19 protein-coding genes are annotated in these 16,995 nt (G+C 66.6%); 6 read left to right on the forward strand and 13 right to left on the reverse strand.

Features of this window, described 5'->3' with window-relative positions:
* The first annotated feature begins 470 nt into the window (after positions 1 to 470).
* The 3 genes from ACFQW8_RS05265 to ACFQW8_RS05275 are packed head-to-tail and all read left to right on the forward strand — an operon-like array spanning position 471 to position 4,380.
* A complete protein-coding gene (locus ACFQW8_RS05265; protein WP_380085914.1) occupies positions 471 to 1,814 on the forward strand; it encodes a dsDNA nuclease domain-containing protein in 1,344 nt (447 codons plus the stop codon).
* Complete coding sequence (locus ACFQW8_RS05270; RefSeq protein WP_380085915.1) at positions 1,811 to 2,437, forward strand: hypothetical protein; 627 nt, start codon at positions 1,811 to 1,813, stop codon at positions 2,435 to 2,437. Before ACFQW8_RS05265 ends, ACFQW8_RS05270 begins: the two co-directional genes overlap by 4 nt.
* Positions 2,437 to 4,380, forward strand: a complete 1,944-nt coding sequence (locus tag ACFQW8_RS05275; protein WP_380085916.1) for a hypothetical protein — start codon at positions 2,437 to 2,439, stop codon at positions 4,378 to 4,380. The genes ACFQW8_RS05270 and ACFQW8_RS05275 overlap by 1 nt, the downstream gene beginning before the upstream one ends.
* 307 nt (positions 4,381 to 4,687) lie before the next feature.
* Here ACFQW8_RS05275 and ACFQW8_RS05280 read toward each other — a convergent pair whose 3' ends face one another.
* The 4 genes from ACFQW8_RS05280 to ACFQW8_RS05295 all read right to left on the reverse strand — a co-directional run bounded on the left by ACFQW8_RS05280 (position 4,688) and on the right by ACFQW8_RS05295 (position 8,059).
* Complete coding sequence (locus tag ACFQW8_RS05280) at positions 4,688 to 5,296, reverse strand: hypothetical protein (protein ID WP_380085917.1); 609 nt, start codon at positions 5,294 to 5,296, stop codon at positions 4,688 to 4,690.
* Between the two features lie 135 nt (positions 5,297 to 5,431).
* Entirely contained in the window at positions 5,432 to 6,625 is a 1,194-nt protein-coding gene (locus ACFQW8_RS05285; RefSeq protein WP_380085919.1) for a glycine C-acetyltransferase, read from the reverse strand.
* 76 nt (positions 6,626 to 6,701) lie between these two features.
* Positions 6,702 to 7,805, reverse strand: coding sequence for an aKG-HExxH-type peptide beta-hydroxylase (locus ACFQW8_RS05290; RefSeq protein WP_380085920.1), 1,104 nt, complete (start codon positions 7,803 to 7,805; stop codon positions 6,702 to 6,704).
* Positions 7,806 to 7,819: 14 nt separating this feature from the next.
* Positions 7,820 to 8,059: a hypothetical protein gene (locus ACFQW8_RS05295; RefSeq protein WP_380085921.1), complete on the reverse strand. Its 240-nt coding sequence runs from the start codon at positions 8,057 to 8,059 to the stop codon at positions 7,820 to 7,822.
* A 194-nt stretch (positions 8,060 to 8,253) separates the two neighbouring features.
* Between ACFQW8_RS05295 and ACFQW8_RS05300 the strand changes: the two genes are divergently transcribed.
* Positions 8,254 to 8,694, forward strand: a complete 441-nt coding sequence (locus ACFQW8_RS05300) for a DUF732 domain-containing protein (protein ID WP_380085922.1) — start codon at positions 8,254 to 8,256, stop codon at positions 8,692 to 8,694.
* Between the two features lie 159 nt (positions 8,695 to 8,853).
* On the opposite strand, the gene ACFQW8_RS05305 is transcribed toward ACFQW8_RS05300, so the two are convergent.
* The 8 genes from ACFQW8_RS05305 to tdh all read right to left on the reverse strand — a co-directional run bounded on the left by ACFQW8_RS05305 (position 8,854) and on the right by tdh (position 15,118).
* Positions 8,854 to 9,210 carry a VOC family protein gene (locus tag ACFQW8_RS05305; RefSeq protein ID WP_380085923.1) on the reverse strand — a complete coding sequence of 119 codons (357 nt, stop codon included), beginning with the start codon at positions 9,208 to 9,210 and terminating at the stop codon, positions 8,854 to 8,856.
* 97 nt (positions 9,211 to 9,307) lie between these two features.
* Positions 9,308 to 10,177 carry an ABC transporter permease subunit gene (locus ACFQW8_RS05310; RefSeq protein WP_380085924.1) on the reverse strand — a complete coding sequence of 290 codons (870 nt, stop codon included), beginning with the start codon at positions 10,175 to 10,177 and terminating at the stop codon, positions 9,308 to 9,310.
* A complete protein-coding gene (locus ACFQW8_RS05315) occupies positions 10,174 to 11,097 on the reverse strand; it encodes an ABC transporter ATP-binding protein (protein WP_380085925.1) in 924 nt (307 codons plus the stop codon). The genes ACFQW8_RS05310 and ACFQW8_RS05315 overlap by 4 nt, the downstream gene beginning before the upstream one ends.
* Positions 11,094 to 11,384, reverse strand: coding sequence for an SHOCT domain-containing protein (locus tag ACFQW8_RS05320; RefSeq protein WP_380085926.1), 291 nt, complete (start codon positions 11,382 to 11,384; stop codon positions 11,094 to 11,096). Before ACFQW8_RS05320 ends, ACFQW8_RS05315 begins: the two co-directional genes overlap by 4 nt.
* A 111-nt stretch (positions 11,385 to 11,495) precedes the next feature.
* Positions 11,496 to 12,182: a response regulator gene (locus ACFQW8_RS05325; RefSeq protein WP_380085927.1), complete on the reverse strand. Its 687-nt coding sequence runs from the start codon at positions 12,180 to 12,182 to the stop codon at positions 11,496 to 11,498.
* Positions 12,179 to 13,348 (reverse strand): sensor histidine kinase, encoded by a 1,170-nt coding sequence (locus ACFQW8_RS05330; RefSeq protein ID WP_380085928.1) that lies wholly within the window; start codon positions 13,346 to 13,348, stop codon positions 12,179 to 12,181. Before ACFQW8_RS05330 ends, ACFQW8_RS05325 begins: the two co-directional genes overlap by 4 nt.
* Positions 13,349 to 13,424: 76 nt before the next feature.
* Positions 13,425 to 14,030, reverse strand: a complete 606-nt coding sequence (locus tag ACFQW8_RS05335) for a LysE family translocator (RefSeq protein WP_380085929.1) — start codon at positions 14,028 to 14,030, stop codon at positions 13,425 to 13,427.
* 47 nt (positions 14,031 to 14,077) lie between these two features.
* Positions 14,078 to 15,118, reverse strand: a complete 1,041-nt coding sequence (gene tdh, locus ACFQW8_RS05340) for an L-threonine 3-dehydrogenase (RefSeq protein WP_380085930.1) — start codon at positions 15,116 to 15,118, stop codon at positions 14,078 to 14,080.
* Between the two features lie 115 nt (positions 15,119 to 15,233).
* Between tdh and ACFQW8_RS05345 the strand changes: the two genes are divergently transcribed.
* The gene (locus tag ACFQW8_RS05345) at positions 15,234 to 15,752 is read left to right on the forward strand and encodes an SRPBCC family protein (RefSeq protein WP_380085931.1); all 519 of its coding nucleotides are present in this window, start codon (positions 15,234 to 15,236) and stop codon (positions 15,750 to 15,752) included.
* Positions 15,749 to 16,273 carry a TetR/AcrR family transcriptional regulator gene (locus ACFQW8_RS05350; RefSeq protein WP_380085932.1) on the forward strand — a complete coding sequence of 175 codons (525 nt, stop codon included), beginning with the start codon at positions 15,749 to 15,751 and terminating at the stop codon, positions 16,271 to 16,273. The genes ACFQW8_RS05345 and ACFQW8_RS05350 overlap by 4 nt, the downstream gene beginning before the upstream one ends.
* Positions 16,274 to 16,292: 19 nt before the next feature.
* Here ACFQW8_RS05350 and ACFQW8_RS05355 read toward each other — a convergent pair whose 3' ends face one another.
* Positions 16,293 to 16,790, reverse strand: coding sequence for a GNAT family N-acetyltransferase (locus tag ACFQW8_RS05355; RefSeq protein WP_380085933.1), 498 nt, complete (start codon positions 16,788 to 16,790; stop codon positions 16,293 to 16,295).
* Between the last annotated feature and the right edge of the window lie 205 nt (positions 16,791 to 16,995).

Here is a 16,995-nt window from a genome sequence, read left to right on the forward strand (position 1 = left end):
GATGCCGGGCGGCGTCCTTCTGCCCGCTACTCCGGCGCACCCACACCCTGTAGGCGTTCCAACTGCCGGAGTGGCTTGCCTGGTGTGAGGCGAACACTTTAGACCCATGGGGAAGGGTCCAGTGCGCCCCATGTCGAACTGTATATCCGCTCTCGCGGAGCGGGGTCTGATGGACTCCCCTGTTGTGACGATGATGCACGGTGTTCGAGGCTTCTTCCGGTTCGCGCACCTCGACGGTTTCATCTCAGCAGACCCGCACGTCCAAGCGGGGCTGTCTTGGAGGCATGCGGGGCTAGCGCATGTCTGTGGACCACCGGTGGACGTCCGCAGCAAGAGACCGTCCGTATCCCCCTCACGTCACTCGGGCCACCTGCGTGAACCGCGCTGCAACCAATTGCAGGCCTCCTGCACCGTCTGACTGTCTTTATGGATACCGTGCCTCTTGCAACAGTCAAAATTGGGGGTGGAACATGACGGGCGGCGGTTCCGCGGATGCGGGGGGACAGGAAGCCTTGTTCGACGCTGCCCCCGTCGATGACAGTGGCGCTGAGACGCAGGACCGCTTTAGTTGGCAGCACCACTGCATCGCCGCAGACGCCATCCGCATGCTGGTCGGCGGCGGCGTTGTGCGGATCGTCTGTGAAGTACATCAGGACTACGTGATCGAAGACGGCGCTGGATTCGTCCTAGTGAGCTGCAAGCACCGGGAGGCAAGTCGGGGTCCGTTCACTCTCTCTGAACTGTGCCTGGAGGGCGGCGTCGCACAGCTTTTCGCTCGTTGGCAGGAGCTTGGCGATGTACGCCTGAAGCTCGTTACCAACGCAGGTCTGGTTGCGGGCAAGGGGGAATCAGCCGAATTGGTTGCCGCGTGCGCAGCGATCGCCGGGGGCGCGTCGATCGACGAAGACGAAACACGCAGGCGGGCGCGTGAGGCCTTCGCCTGCGCTCTGCTGGCAGCGGGTCGCCGGAAGCAGTTCACGGGTATCCCCGTGACACCGAAGCCGAAGAAGCGGTCAGACCCCGTCGAGATCCCCGAGGGTTTCATCGCGAAGGTCGAAGCCTTCATGCGGGTGTTCACCCTCAAGCCGGAAATGCCCCCCCGGCAGATGATCCATACGATCCACGTTCACACCGTCATGCAGCCAGCACTTATAGAAGTCGGACTCGCGCACCTCGATGCGACGGAGGCCTACGATTCTCTTCTGGCGACGATTGCTGATCGAAACAGGATGGACGGGCTGAGCGGCAGGTATCAGTATTGGTTCTGGGGAGACCAACTCGAGGGCCAGCGTGGGACACAAGCAGCTCTAGTCCTCGCCCGAACCATCAGCGCGGACGACGTGCAACGAGCATGTAGCGCCACGCGCACCAAGCACAGTGGAGTTTTGCTGCGTGCTCTCGAGAGCGACCACACGAAGTTGGAAGCCAAACTGCTGGCCGGAAGGGTTGGTCCCGTGAGGCGCAGAGAGGCGGAGCGGCTGCGAGAGGCGTGGCTGGCGTTCCGCCTCGAACGTCGCTCCGGCTTACCTGGCGATTCGGACGAGCAGTACGACCTTGAGACGCGCATATTGGGAATCGCAGGCGACGCCGAGTCAGCCGCAATCACTGCTGCAGGAGATGTCTGGGGTGACTTGCTCTTTTCGGAGTTGAAGGAACGCTTGCGGGCAGCTTCTGAAGGGCTCGCCGTCGGCGTGTCGGCTGAGTTGCTACTTGGTGCCGCGTTCGAACTCACTTCTCGATGCCACATCTGGTTCAGTGAGGAGTTCGACGTGAACGCAGCCTTGGCCGACGTCCAGCAGGTGGGGGCACAGTGACTGAAGAACCTGGCATTCAGCGTCTTGCGGAGGCGATCGAACGTCACCGTTTTGGCACAACGGCCACTCCATCGAACACACGAAGGGCCGAGCTTCGCCGTCGCGAGACCGTGCTAGCTGGTTACCACCAAGCTCGGCTGTTGGTCCTGTTCGATGCTATTGCAGGTCGAAATGGCAGCGTCCGTGGGCTCACGAAGATCGCAAAACTTGATTTCCTCCTTCGCTACCCAAGTTTTCTGGAGCAACTTCTTCTTGCTATTCATAAAGACGATCTGGCCGAAAGAGTGAAGCCAACGGATGACGAGCGCAAAGCCGTAGAATCTCGCATGGTGAGGTATAAGTATGGCCCTTGGGATGACCGCTACTACTCCATCATCGGCGGCCTAGTAGGCAGGGGGCTTGCCGAATACGTCGACTCGACGGAAGTGCTTACGATTCGACTGACCGCGGGAGGTCGCGCAGTCGCGTCATCACTAATCACGGATCCCGCATGGGTTCCGGTCGCTGAGCGCGCTGCCATAATCAAGGAAGCTTTCGGACGGATGACCGGAAACGGCATCAAGGAACTCATTTACGCGCATCTCCCGGGCGTCGTTGACCGCCCACATCGAATGGAAATCTGATGGCACTCCCTTTCCGGATTGATAAGTGTGTACTGTTCACGGATCCGAAGCGCTACGAGTTCAGCTTTGAGCGTGCCTGCACCGTCTTGGACGGGCCCGTGGGCACGGGCAAGAGCAGTCTGCTTGAACTAATAAAGCACGGATTAGGTGGGACAGGAGTCCTGACCCCGGTTGTTAAGAATGAGGTCCGCCGAGTCGAACTCGACCTACGAGTAGCCGGTAACCGCATCCGACTGAGCCGAGGTGTGGGAATCGGGGCGGATGAGGTTTCGGTCCTTGATGTCGTGAGTCAGGAACCGATAGGCGTGTTTCCTGTGCGGCCCCGTGTCAACCGACAGCCAATCGGCGAGGAGCTGTTAGAACTACTTGGTTTCCCAACGGTACGGATCCCACGTTCGAGAACACGCGCGACAGCGGCGAGCGTTCCCTTGACCTTCAATGACCTGTACTCCTACCTCTATGTCGAGCAAAAGGAAATCGATAGAAGCGTCGTCTTTCATCGAGAGCAATTTCGTGAGCCGAAGAGACGTGCACTGTTCGAGCTCATGTTCAAGCTGAGCTCGCAGCGGCAACTGGAGTATGAGACGCAATTGGGCGTATTGAACGACTCAATCAGGGCGGGTATTGGCGAGGCCAAGTCGATTGCTGAGTTCCTTCAAACGGCCCAGGTCCCTCCTCGGGTGGAACTGGAGAGGCGCAAGGTCGACGCGGAAGGCGCCCGGGACCGAGCAGTGCAGCAACTCTCCGGAATCAGAAGCAACGTAAGGGCGGAAACGTCCGTTCACGGTGACCTGCGGGAGTCATTGCGAGTGCTCGAAACCCAGCTCCTCTCGGCGCAAAGGTCTGTGGCTAGCGCCGAAGTTGAGTGTGACCGAAGGGAGGAACTGCTTGCTCAACTCCAGGTAGACCTTCAGCGGGAGGACAAGGCGGCGGTGGCCTCACTCAGGCTCTCCCCATTGGAGTTTGTTGTCTGCCCGCGCTGCCTCCAGGATATTGACAGTGATCGAGCGGACCACGGGCACTGCACCCTTTGCCTTCAGTCGGTCGATTCCGTGGCTCTGTACGACCAAGAGCGAGACCTTGCCTTAGAGCAGATATCCGAACAGATCGACGAGCAAACGCAGATGTTGAAGTTGTCCCGCTCCAACCTTACAGACAGCATGCGGGACTTGAGGGACCTAGAATCTCAGGTGGAGTTGCTCCGTAACGAACTCGGTCGCCTCACTAGCGATGCGGTGTCACCGCGTTTCGACGAAATCGAGCTCCTGAGCGCAGCCCGCGCACATGCACAGGCACACGTTGCTGACGCCTCAAGGATGTTGCAGTTCTGGAGCAATCTCGATGCTGTTCAAACGCGGACTGGCGCTCTCGAGCGAGAAAGGCAAGACATCGAAGCGCTCCTTGACGGTGAACGGTCGTCATTGCGAGCCCAAACGGATGTTATTCAGGACCTGAGCGACCAGTTCCGCACTTTGGTGGAAGAGATCGGTATTCCATGGGCGTCGGACGCTTGGATCGACGAACGAACGTTTCTTCCAATCGTTAACGGCAACAAGTTCGAAGATCTTGCGGTGGCGGGTGGAACACTAACGGCCGTTACCGTCGCGTACCACCTAACTCTTCTAGGTTACTCAGTTGCCCAATCTGACTGCCTTCTTCCCGGCCTGCTGGTCCTTGACACGCCGAAGAAGAATCTCGGTGTGAACCCCGATGACCGTGCCATGGCAGACAAGATCTACCGGCACATCCGATCCCTCTGTGACTTCCATGGTGATCGGATCCAATTCATCATCGCCGACAACGATGTTCCAAGTGCTCCCGATTGGTACGGCAAGATTCACTTTGACTACGACACGCCTCTGCTAAACCACGTGGCGCACCCTGGCGAGGAAGCAGTGGCTTCGGGTGAAGTACCTCTAATCGGCGCCCGATCGGATGGCTAGCAACGCGAGTCAGCCGCGTCCGCCTATACCTGAAACGAGGGGCGTCGGCGCCCTTAGGAGGTCGGCAACGCCTGTGCGAGAGTTCGGTGGGTCTCGGCGATAGTGTCGGGGCGAGATGCGTCTCTTCGCCGCAAGCCGACTCGCCCACTGCGACTGCAGACGGACGATGCCCAAGGCTTCCAAAAACGCGGCGCCACTCGCCCCTGGCGACACCGATCGACCGCTCTCCTGTATCCCAGCCCAGCGTTTCGAGACGTACGAGTGGTCTCTGCAGGAGGCACACTGGGCGCTATGGCGGAATAGGGAGTTAGGAGGAAGCGATCGGCGGGGACTGCCCGCGCCGGGTCCAGACGCGGTCGTTCATCTCGAAACTCATGATCGTTGCCTCAAGGATTTGGTCCAGCCAAGCTTGGCGGTCATCCTCGGGAACTGAGGGCGACTCGCGACCGGAGTTGAACCCAAATTTGACCTGATAGGTATTGCCGTGACCTGCGTCTAGGCGATGGCACACCTGCGCGTCGATACCCCATTCCTTATTCTGCAGGCGCACTTTGAAGACCGGATTTTCAGTGGAGTCGTTGTGTACAGCAAATCGCAACTCGGTGATATGCGATCTGGTGTAGCTTCCGACACTAGTTCCGACACGGATCAATGCGGCGTTCTTTTGATCCTCATTCTGACGCTCGGCAGCGGTAAGAGCCGCCCGTCGAGCTGCTCGCCGACGGGCCTTCTCTTCACCTTGAAAGGTTCGAGCGGCCACCAGAACGGCTGCAATTGTCCCCAGACCACCTACCCATGTACCCACGGCGCTGACGGCATCCCAACGGACGGTGCAGGACGAATCGTCGTAGCAAGCCCCGGCGTAGCTTCCCCACCAAAAACCGCCTGCCACGCCGACAGCCAGCCCGAGCAACACCAGTACGGCCGCACCTAGCCTGTCTAGACCTTGACCGCGGGAGCCCGTTGTTTCGTGATCAGTCACGACTGCTCACGACGTATTCGAATGACGGCATGTGCAGAACCTAACCCGAGGCATTGACATGGGCTAAACCTAGGTACCAGCGTCACGGGCTGATACGAACACGTCGACGCAGCGCTTCACGTCCTCCTCGGAGTGAGCAGCACTCAACTGCACCCGAATTCGCGCTTTCCCCCGCGGCACCACCGGGAACGAGAACGGGATGACGTAGACCCCGTCAGCCAGCATTCGATCAGCCACCTCAGCCGCCAGCCGCGCGCCGTCATCACCGGGGAACATCACCGGCGTGATCGGGTGCGACCCCGGCAGCAGCTCAAAACCAGCCTCGGTCATCAGTTCACGGAACAGCGTCGTGTTCGCCACCAGCTGCTCCCGAGCCTCCAGCGACGAGTCCACCAGCTCCAGCGCCTTCAAAGACCCCGCCACTACACCCGGCGCCACCGAGTTCGAGAACAGGTACGGCCGCGAGCGCTGACGCAGCAGATCCACGATCTCCTGGTGCGCCGCGACATAGCCACCGGACGCCCCACCCAGGGCCTTGCCCAACGTTCCCGTCACGATGTCTACGCGGTCCTGCACCCCGAACAGCTCCGGCGTCCCCCGCCCGTTCGGCCCGACGAACCCCACAGCGTGCGAGTCGTCGACCAGCACCATCGCCTCGAACTCATCCGCCAGGTCGCAGATCTCGTCCAGCGGCGCATAGAACCCGTCCATCGAGAACACGCCATCGGTCACGATCACCTTGCGACGAGCCCCAGCCGCGGCAGCCGCCTCGAGCTGGATCCGCAGGTCGATCATGTTCGCGTTCTTGTAGCGATACCGCTGGGCCTTGCTCAGCCGCACCCCGTCGATGATCGACGCGTGGTTGAGCTCGTCGCTGATGATCGCGTCCTCCGCACCGAACAGCACCTCGAACACTCCCCCGTTGGCGTCGAAGCACGACGAGTACAGGATCGTCGCCTCCGTCCCGAGGAACGTGCTCAGCGCCTTCTCCAGCACCGAGTGCTGCGTCTGCGTGCCACAGATGAACCGCACCGACGCCATCCCGAAGCCCCACTCGTCGAGCGCCTTCTTCGACGCCTCGACGACCTCCGGGTGGTCCGCGAACCCGAGGTAGTTGTTGGCGCAGAAGTTCAGCGCCTCACCACCACTCGTCCCCACGTGCGAGCTCTGCGGCGTGGTCAGCTCGCGCTCGCGCTTGTAGAGGCCTGCCGCCTCGATCTCAGCTAACGTCTCAGCGAGCTGGGCCTTCACGGATCCGTACACGGCATACCTCTCGGTTGTTCGTCAAAGACGAAAGCCAGCGTATGCCGTCCGCTCACCTCCTCCCGTCGCGCGGGCCTCAGCTCTCCAGGGCGGCCAGCATCTCGCCGATGCCGACGAGGAACTGGCGCCCGGCCAGGGTCAGCAGTTCGCGGTGCGGCTGAGCGGCCTCGAACAGCCATGCCCCCCTCGTCCGGCACTGAGCCGCGCGGGCATGCGCGTAGTCCACGGTGTAGGCGTCCTCATGGACGTGGAGCCTGGCGTTGCCGAAGAACACGGCAAGGGTTAGGTAGACGTGCATCGACGTGAGCACCCTGTCGTATGGCCATCCTCCGCTCACCGAGTCGCTCTCGTGCCATGCCGGCGTCACCAGTGGCGAGGTCTCCGGCCGGAAGCCAGGGGCGAACAGCGGCTGGATGTAGTCGATGTCGAGGAACTTCAGGTGGGTCGACTCGTGAACCAACGTCTCGGCCATGTCGATGCCGTCCTTGAAGGCGTCGGGCGACAGGACGATGACGCCAGCCAGCCCGGGCAGGGTCAACGCGTTGAAGAGGTGCTCCGCCCCTTGGAACTCCCCCACGATCACCACGCACGCATGCGAGATCGCGCTGTGCGCAACCTCTGGAGCGATCAGCGAGGCCAGACGGTTGGCCTCGACGAGGGTCCGGACCTGGTCCTCCGTCGGGGTGTGGAAGCGGAACTGAGGGAGCCGCTTGAGGACCTGGCCCTCGAAGCGCTCGGCAGCGCTGTTCTCCGGAGGGCCGCTGAGCCACACCGACCCCTGAGCCGACGGACGGCGGGCGAACGGCACCGTGGCCGCGAGCTCCCCCAGCAGAGTCCCCTGATCAGTCAGGGTGGCCTTTGCAGCGGAGTCCAGTAGCCCGTCGAGCTCGGCCCGGCCGATGCTGTCGACGCCGTGAACGACGGTGCCGATGCCATCCTCGATCGTCCGACGCAAGAGCGAGTCGCGCAGGACCAGCTGTTGCTGAACGCTGCTGGAACCGCCCAGGGCGTCCAACAGCCGCCCTGCTCCGCGGCACTCGCCGGCGAGGACCGTGAGCAGCTGCATGTAGACCCCGGCCACGCTCACCGAGATGTACTCGTGGCTCCCGAAGGGTGTGTCGCCGGAGAGCCTCCTGGCAACCAACGAAAGGGTCGTGGGTTCAGCAGGAGAGAGGGACATGCCGACGTCTCCTGCTACTCCGATGGCATGGCCTCTTCCACGATGGCGTCCGAGTGCCAGTACGCGAGGGGGCAGAACGTGCCAGGTGACCCATAGGCGAACCCGCAGAAGATGCCGGCCTCTTCTCCTCCTTCCCCTTCGTTGGTCAGGTCCTGTCTGGCGGTCTGAAGACCCCTCATGATGACTTCCATGACGTCAACCCCGACGTTGGCCCCGCCTGCCGACGGTGCCGCATTGGACTCGTAGCCGGCCATGCGCTCCTCCGATCATCCGTACCTTCGTGTGGGCAAGCGTCCTCGCTTCGCTCGGCCAGCTCCACAGCCCATTGGTACTAGTCCCGAAGACGCGTCCGCTCACGAATCGGCGGGCCGGAACATCGCCCACGCGGTCAACAGTCGAGGCCCTGCTCCCGGTCGCGAGCCGCGCGCCCACTGGTTACGTTCGACGCATGCTGACTCTGCGAAAGCCCGTGACCCTTCTCTGTGGTGCAGCCCTGGCGCTCACCCTGAGCGCGTGTGGCTCTGAGTCTCCCGACACTTCCGGATCGACGCCCACGCCTTCGACGACCAGCGCCCCGACGCCGAGCTCGTCGCCGACGCCGACGCCGAGCAACAGCGGGATCGTCCCGGCGAACACGTGGGCCTCGGTCTTCAAGAAGGCGGTGCCGCCGCTCGCCAGCAAGAGCGATGAGGCGGTCGCCACCGCCGGCCAGAAGGTCTGCACCGACTTCGAGGCCGCCCCGACCGACGCGACGGCGGACACGATCCTCAAGGGCCTGGAGTCGAGCCTGGGCCTCGATCGGACTCAGGCCCAGATCTTCGCCTCCGGGGCGATCACCCACTTCTGCACGCCGCAGGCCGACGCCTGGACCAAGGCCTCCCTCGGCTGAAACGGTCGTGCGCCTCAGCAGCTGTCCCTCACATCCGCTGAGGCGCACGACGAGCCCTCGGGCCATCAAACAACGATGGTCTGGGTGAGGGTTTGTCATGTCTTCGGAGCCAGGACGCTGTCGGATGGGTGCCCGACCCAAAAATCTTTCGTCGGCGACTCAGACGTACTGCGTCAGGCAGAACTCGTGGCCCTCCGGGTCGGCCATGACGACCACGACGCCCGCACCGGGGTAGTCGTGCCGCTCCCCCGTCGTGCTGCCGCCAAGTCGCGCGACCTCAGTCATGGCCTCGTCGATGTCGTCGACCTCCACGTCGAGGTGCAGCCGCACCTTGCCCCGCTTGGGCTCGTCGACCGGCTGGAACACCAACCGCGGCCCTGCATCGTCGCGGCGACCGAGATAGACCCAGCCGTCCTGCGAAGGTCCGCGCTCGAGACACAGGAGCGCGCTCCAGAACGTCGCCACCAGCTCCACGTCCACACAGTCGACGGTCACACCGCTCCACCGGTTGCCCACGTTGCCACCCTAGGACGTTGAGGACGGTGCAATGCTCGCTGGGGCGCAGCAGTGCACAGCGCGGACCGGGCACCTGCACCTCGCTGGGACTCACGCGTCAGGCGACGTCGCGGCGGCTGGTCACGAACGCCGCGGCCACCACGGCCACAGCCAGGTAGGCCAGCACCGTCACCAGCCCACGGCTCCCGTCGACGAGCGTGTTGACGCCCGGCGCACCCTCACCACCCGAGCTCGGCAGGATCGACCCGAGCAGCGAGCCCGAGTTGACCCCGGGCAGCACGTCACGCAGACCGGACAGCGACGTCAGGGTCGAGCGCGACACCGCGGTGACGAGGTTCTCGATGGCGAGGATCCACACGACCCCCAGCCCGATCGGCATCGCCACGGCCCGCAGCAGCGAACCCAGGGCAGCACCGACAGCTCCCCACATCGCGAGGATCGCCCAGCCCGACCCCAGCCCGGACGCGAGGTCGGCCAGAGCCGGCCACCCCAGCGACTGTCCCTCGACCAGGGCCACGACCACAGCCGACAGAGCCCCCGTCAGCGCCAGCACGACCACGCCGATCCCGACCGACACGACTACGGCCAGCGCCTGACCCACCGCCACGGCGACGCGCCCCGGCCGCTGGGTCAGCAGCGTCTTGAGGGTCCCACCCGTGTGCTCCGTACCCGTCACGAGAGCGCCCAGCACCAGAGCCAGCGCCCCGACGAAGACCGCAAAGGCGCCCACCGTGTTGGCGACGAGCTGGCCGGGCATCATCCCCGCGAGCAGCTGCTCCTTGGTCGAGCCCTCGTTGGCGAAGTCACTCGACGCGTCACCGCGATAGGCGAAGTAGGGGATGACGTAGGCGAAGACCTGGTTGAGCGCCACCGCCGTCCCCAGCAGCACCCACGCGGCGGGCCGGCGCGCGAGCTTGGCCAGCTCTGCGCGCACGACCGGACCCAACCCCGTCAGTGCAGTGTTCATGATGCCCTCCCGGTGGTGACCGGCTCATGACCGGTCAAGTCGAGGAAGATGTCCTCGAGCTCACGCTCCTTGCGCCGCAACCCGGTGAGCGAGACGCCCGCGCTTACCAGCGCAGAGGCAACTGCGGCCGTATGCCGTGTGGGCACGTCCACGAGCAGCCCACCTCCCGCGTCGCGCACCGACGCCACCTCGGGCAGCGCCTCCAGCACACGTCGAGCGACGTCGCGAGGGTGCGCCACGACCTCGAGGTCGGCCTGGCCCCGGAGCTCCTCGACCGAGGCGTCCGCGACCACCCGCCCCCGGTCGATGACGGCCACCCGTGAGCAGATCTGCTGCACCTCGCCCATGAGGTGGCTCGACAGGATGACCGTCCTCCCCTCACGCCCAAGCGACTGCACCAGGGCCCGCATGTCGCGCATGCCCTGCGGGTCGAGGCCGTTCGTCGGCTCGTCGAGGATGACGAGCTCCGGGTCCTTGAGCAGCGCCGCGGCCACACCGAGGCGCTGCTTCATGCCGAGCGAGTACTGCGAGAACTTGTCCCCGGCCCGGTCGGCCAACCCGACCGTCTCGAGAGCCGGGGCGACCGCGGATCGGGACACGCCGGCATACCGCGCGATGACGTCGAGATTGGCGCGGCCGGAGAGATAGGGATAGAGCCCCGGCCCCTCGACGAGTGCGCCGATGCGCGCCAGCGAGTCCGGGTGGCCGGGCGCCCGTCCGAGGACGAGCGCCCGACCCGACGTCGGCGAGACCAGACCGAGCAGCATGCGCAGGGTCGTCGTCTTGCCGGCACCGTTGGGGCCGAGAAAGCCGAAGACCTCGCCGGCCCCGACCTCGAGCGTGACGCCCTCGACGGCCGCGGTGTCGCCGTAGCGCTTCGTGAGTCCGCTGATCTGGACGACGGGCGACGCGGTGCTCATGTCTGCGAACCGCGACGGAGGACGGCGCGACGGGCTTCGTACTCCTGCTCGTCGATCTCGCCGGCGGCGAAGCGCTCGGCCAGCCTGGCCTCTCCGGCGCGCGAGCCTTCGGCGGCCTGGAAGCGGCGCCAGCGACGCCCACCTCCGAAGCGGACCGCCGTGATGAGCCCGGCGATGACGAGGAACCAGAAGATCGGGAAGAGGATGAACCACGGCCCGGGTCCGCCCCCACTCCAGCGGTCGTCATGGAGGGGAAGGGCTGCTGCGGTGGTGAGAAGGGTGCTCATGATGGCTCCTGGAATGGATGGGTTGAGCTGACACCACCGATCCTTCGCGGCGGACGCCACCACCGAATCCCCCAGCGGGCGGCACCTGTCGGCCTCCCCCGGGCGTACGGGTCAACCCTGACCCGACCCCTGGCTCCAGCCGGGCCGGACCAGCCCGGACTCGTAGGCGAGGACGACGAGCTGCGCCCGGTCACGGGCATGCAGCTTGACCATTGCCCGGCTCACGTGGGTCTTGGCAGTTGCCGGTGACACGACGAGCCGGGCCGCGATCTCGTCGTTGTTGAGCCCTTCACCGACGAGGCCGACGATCTCGCGCTCGCGGTCGGTGAGCAGTGCGAGCTCTCGGGCAGCGGGGATCGACGTGTCCCGGCTGCGCGACGCGAACTCGCCGATCAGCCGGCGCGTCACCCGTGGGCTCAGCAGCGCGTCGCCACTGGCGACCGCCCTCACACCCCGCAGCAGCTCGGTCGGCTCGGTGTCCTTGACGAGGAACCCGCTGGCGCCGATGCGCACGGCCTCGAAGACGTACTCATCGAGGTCGAAGGTCGTGAGGATGACGACCTTGGTCTCGGCGAGCCGCTCGTCGGCGGCGATGACGCGCGTGGCCTCGAGCCCGTCAGTGCCGGGCATGCGGATGTCCATGAGCACGACGTCGGGCGTCAGCGCCCGCACGAGGTCGACGGCCTCGGCGCCGGCGCTCGCCTCACCCACGACCTCGATGTCGTCCTCGGCGTCGAGCAGCGCCCGCAACCCGGCACGCAGCAGCAGCTGGTCATCGGCCAAGACCACCCGGATCATGTCGAGCTCCCCTCTCGCGCAGGGATGCTCGCGCGCACCCGAAGGCCACCGAGCGGCGACCGGTCGATGGCGACCGAGCCTCCCAGGGCCCGGGCCCGCTCCGTCATCCCCGAGATCCCGTTGCCGTGGACAAGCGCGTCCGGGTCCGCCCCACGGCCGTCGTCCTCGACCGTCACGGTGAGGTCGGTGTCGTGGTCGAGGGTGACCGTGGCGTGCTGCGCGTGGGCATGGCGGACAACGTTGGTGATCGCCTCCTGGACGATCCGGTATGCCGCGAGGTCCACTGCCGCGGGCAGCTCACGCTGGGTGCCCGACCGGACCACCCGGACCTCGAGCCCGGCAGCGCGACTGCGGTCGACGAGGTCGCCGAGGGCAGCCAGTCGCACTGTCGGAGCCCGTGGCGCCGGCGCGTGGTCGGAGCGCAGCACGTCGACGAGAGAACGCAACTCGGCCAGCGCCTCGCTGCTCGCATCGCGGATGGCGCGCAGCGCCGGCTCGACGTGCTCTGGCCTCTCACGCTGCGCGAGGTGCAGCGCCACCCCGGCCTGGACGTTGATGAGCGACATGTGGTGGGCGACGACGTCATGCAGCTCCTGCGCGATGAGCAGCCGCTCCTCCCCCTCGCGGCGACGCACCGACTCGCGGTGGGCGGTCCGAGCCGCGGCGAACCGGTCGCGCCGGGCCCGCACCAGCTCAGCCACCGCGAGCGCCACGAGCAGCCACGCGACCAGCCCGCCCGTGCCGGCCCACGACCACTTCGCCTCCGGCGCAACCCATCCCCGCGCGACCTGGCCCACCACGGGAAGCGCGGCCGCACCCCAGGCGACCCACCGCCGACCGCGAGCGATGTTGAGGACGGTGAGGACGGCATACGCGACGAAGACAGGACCGTAGGGGTAGCCGAGCGCGAGCCAGACGCCCACTGCGGCGCCCGCGGCGATGACGGCGGGCACCGGCCACCAGCGGGCGAGCGCCAGCGAGACGGGACCGGCGAGCAGCAGCACGATGCCGAGCGCGTCGATGGCCCGGGTCCCCGCCTGGCCGCGGGAGGCCCCGAAGCTGCCGACGACCTGGAAGGACGCGATGAAGAGCGGCCCGATGACCCACGCGGCCCCCGGGACCCGACGCGGCGGACCCCAGGTCTGCGCGTCGCGGTCCCAGGGCATGCCGCCAGCGTGGCACGTCGAGCCCCGCGGTGCGGCCTGCGCCGGGAGTCGTTGCGACTACTCCCCCGGGGGTAGGTCAGGCCTCGCGGGACAGCCTGGCCGCGAACCCCACGAGGAACGCCCCGCTCACGGCATCGATGACCCGGCGGGTGCGGCGGCGGAGCAACGTCTGACGCACCCTCGTGGCGCCGAGCACGATGAGGGCCAGCCAGGCGCAGCCGACCACGGGGAGCACCAGCGCGTGCCCGAGCCACACCAGCACCGGCGCGGTCGGCGCGACGAACTGCGGCAGCAGCGCGAGATAGAAGACGAGCATCTTGGGGTTCGTGAGGTTGGTCAGCGCGCCGGTGCGGAAGCCGCGCGCCATGCCGGAGTCGGTGACGGCGTCGCCCTCGGCGTAGCTGCCCGCGAGCGCCGAGCGCCACGCGCTGATGCCCAGCCAGACGAGGTAGGCGACGCCGGCCCACTTGATCACCTGGAAGAGCGGCTGCACCCGCACGATCACCGCGCCCACGCCGACGGAGGCGAGCACGCCCTGCATCGCGGACCCGGCTCCGATGCCGAGGACGGTGCCGAAGCCGGCCCGTCGTCCGGCCGCCACCGTGTTGCGCAGCGTGACGAGCACGTCGACGCCGGGTGTCACGATGACAGCAAGGACGACAACCAGGTATGCCGCAGTCATGCGTCCCAGCCTCACACACCGCTCCACCTACCGCCTTGTGTGCCGGCTCAGCTCCAGTCGAGGACGACCTTGCCGCACTGACCCGACCGCGCGACCTCGAAGCCCTTGGCCCACTCCTCCGCGGGGAAGCGGTGGGTGATGACGGACTGGACTGCCTCGCGCAGCTTCGCGCTCGTGGCGAGCATCGACCCCATGAGGTACCAGGTCTCGAACATCTCGCGCCCATAGATGCCGCGGATCGTGATCATGTGGGTGATGACCCGGCCCCAGTCGATCGGGTAGGGGTCCTTGGGCAGGCCGAGCATCGCCACGCGGGCACCGTGGTTGAGGTTGGCGAGCATGTCCTCGACCGCCAGCGGGGCGCCACTCATCTCGAGGCCGATGTCGAAGCCCTCGAGCATGCCGAGCTGTTCCTGCGCCCACGCGAGGTTCTCTCCTCGCGCGACGTTGACGCAGAGGTCGGCTCCGGCTCCCTTGGCCAGAGACAGCCGCTCGTCGCTCATGTCGGTCACGGCGATGCGCCGCGCGCCGGCGTGACGAGCGATCGCGACGGCCATGACCCCGATCGGTCCGGCGCCGGTGACGACGACGTCCTCCCCGACGACCGGCCACTGCAGGGTCGTGTGGATGGCGTTGCCGAGGGGGTCGAAGATCGCGCCGAGGTCGGGGTCGAGGTCTGCGGGCTGGAGCCAGGCGTTGGTCGCCGGGATGACGACGAAGTCGGCGAACGCCCCGTCGCGGTTGACGCCCACCCCCACGGTGTTGATGCAGAGGTGGCGGCGGCCGGCCCGGCAGTTGCGACAGTTCCCGCAGACGAGGTGTCCCTCGCCGGACACCCGGTCACCGACCTTGAGGTGCCCGACGAGCGCCCCCACCTCGACGACCTCGCCATAGAACTCGTGCCCGATCGTCATCGGTGCCTCGACGACCGAGGCCGCCCACTCGTCCCACTGCTCGAGGTGGAGGTCGGTGCCGCAGAGCCCTGCTCGCAGCACGCGGATCTTGACGTCGGCGTCACCGCACACGGGTTCGGGGACGTCGACGAGCTGGAGGCCGGGCCCGGCTTCGGTCTTCACGAGTGCGCGCACGGCGCCCATCATGCCCTCCTCCGTCAGGACGTTCGGAAATATTGACGGGCTAACGTTGTTAGCCTAGTTTGGGCTAACAACGTTAGCCCAGACCACCAGACCCAGGAGTTCGACCATGACCATCTTGCGCATCGCCCTCATCGCCACGGCAGCCGTCGCGGCCCTCGCCCTGACCGCCGTCCTCCTCCACCGCGAGCAGCGGGTCGAGCGGTCCGTCGACATCGCCGCTCCGCCCGCGAAGGTGTGGGCCGCACTGACGGACTTCGCGGCATACCCGGAATGGAACCCGTTCATCCGCCAGCTCAGCGGGACGGCGCGCACCGGCGCCACCCTCACCGTCGAGATCCACCCGGCGGGGGGCAAGGCCATGACGTTCTCACCGACCCTCCTCGCCGCCGATCCCGGACGTGAGCTGCGCTGGCTCGGCCGCGTCGTCGCGCCCGGCCTCCTCGACGGTGAGCACGCGTTCACTCTCGAGGCGATCCCGGGAGGCACCCGACTCACCCAGAGCGAGGACTTCTCCGGGGTGCTCGTCCCCTTCGTCGGGTCGGCGCTCGACGTCGGTGACGACTTCGCGGCCATGAACGCCGCGATCCGGGACCGCGTGGAGGCCGGCGCTAGCATCACCCGATGACCTGCCCCGAGGAGCTCGACCCGACCCTGCTCCTCACCCCCCGCGCCTGTCAGGTCGTCGACGCCGCCCGCACCGTGCTGGAGCGCCAGGGCTGGGAGACGCTCACCATGCGCACCCTCGCCGACGAGCTCGGGATCGCGGCGCCCTCGCTCTACAAGCACTTCAGCAGCAAGGACGCCCTCAAGACCCAGCTCGTGGCGCTCGCGCTCAAGGAGAACGGCGAGGCGCTCAGGCCGGTGACGACGGTGTCCCGGCTGGTGCGGCGCTATCGCGAGACCGCGACCGCCAACCCACAGCTCTATCGCCTCTCGACCTCCGGCCCCATCGATCGCGCCGCCCTGCCACCCGGCCTCGAGGAGTGGTCGGGGTCACCGTTCTTCGAGGCGACGGGCGACCCCCACCGGGGCCAGGCGCTGTGGGCCTCCGCGCACGGCATGGTGATCCTCGAGCTCGATGGCCGCTTCCCCACGGGCAGCGCGCCGGAGAGCACGTGGCGCGAGCTCGTCCGTCACTTCAGCTGACGGCGGCCCGAGGGTCGCGTCAGCGCAGGTGCTTGCCGTAGCAGCGGACGAAGGGCGAGCGCGCGTAGTGGCCGAACGGCACGACCGGCCCGTAGCCCGTCGCCTCGTAGAGCCCCATCGCGTCCGGCTGCATCGTCCCCGTCTCGAGGACGAAGCGCTCCACGCCCTCGGCCCGCGCCGACTCCTCCAGGCGCGCGAGCACGCGCCGGGCCACCCCTCGCCCACGGGCCACCGGTGAGACAAACATCCGCTTGACCTCGGCGACCGCGTCACCGTCGAAGCGTTCGGCGAGGTCGCGACGCCACCGCCACCCGCCCATGCCGACCGGCTCGTCGTCGAGCAGGGCCAGCACGAAGCGGCCCTGCGGCGGCATGAACTCCGTCGGGTCCACGGGCGACTCGTCCGGAGTCCCGTAGATGACGACATAGTGCGACTGCACCTCGTCGACCAGGCGCTGCACCCGCTCGTCGACGAAGAGCGCATCCGTGATGAACAGGGCGGGCCGGTCGATCTCCACCCCGCTATCCAACAACACGACCCCGACAACCCGTGGCCGGCACCGACACAGGCCTTTCTCGTATCCCGCCCCCGACCGCTCGTCGCTTCCCACCGGCCGCTCGGCGCACCTGCCCGCGCCACCCGACGAAGGCCCGCATCCGCCCGGCGCGAGCCGGCGCGGCAGGGGGGCGGACGGCATACCGGAGCATCGACAGTGTGGGGTG

Origin of the sequence: Knoellia altitudinis, from assembly GCF_042666355.1 — a bacterium.
In the GTDB taxonomy this organism is placed as follows: Bacteria; Actinomycetota; Actinomycetes; order Actinomycetales; family Dermatophilaceae; genus Knoellia; species Knoellia altitudinis.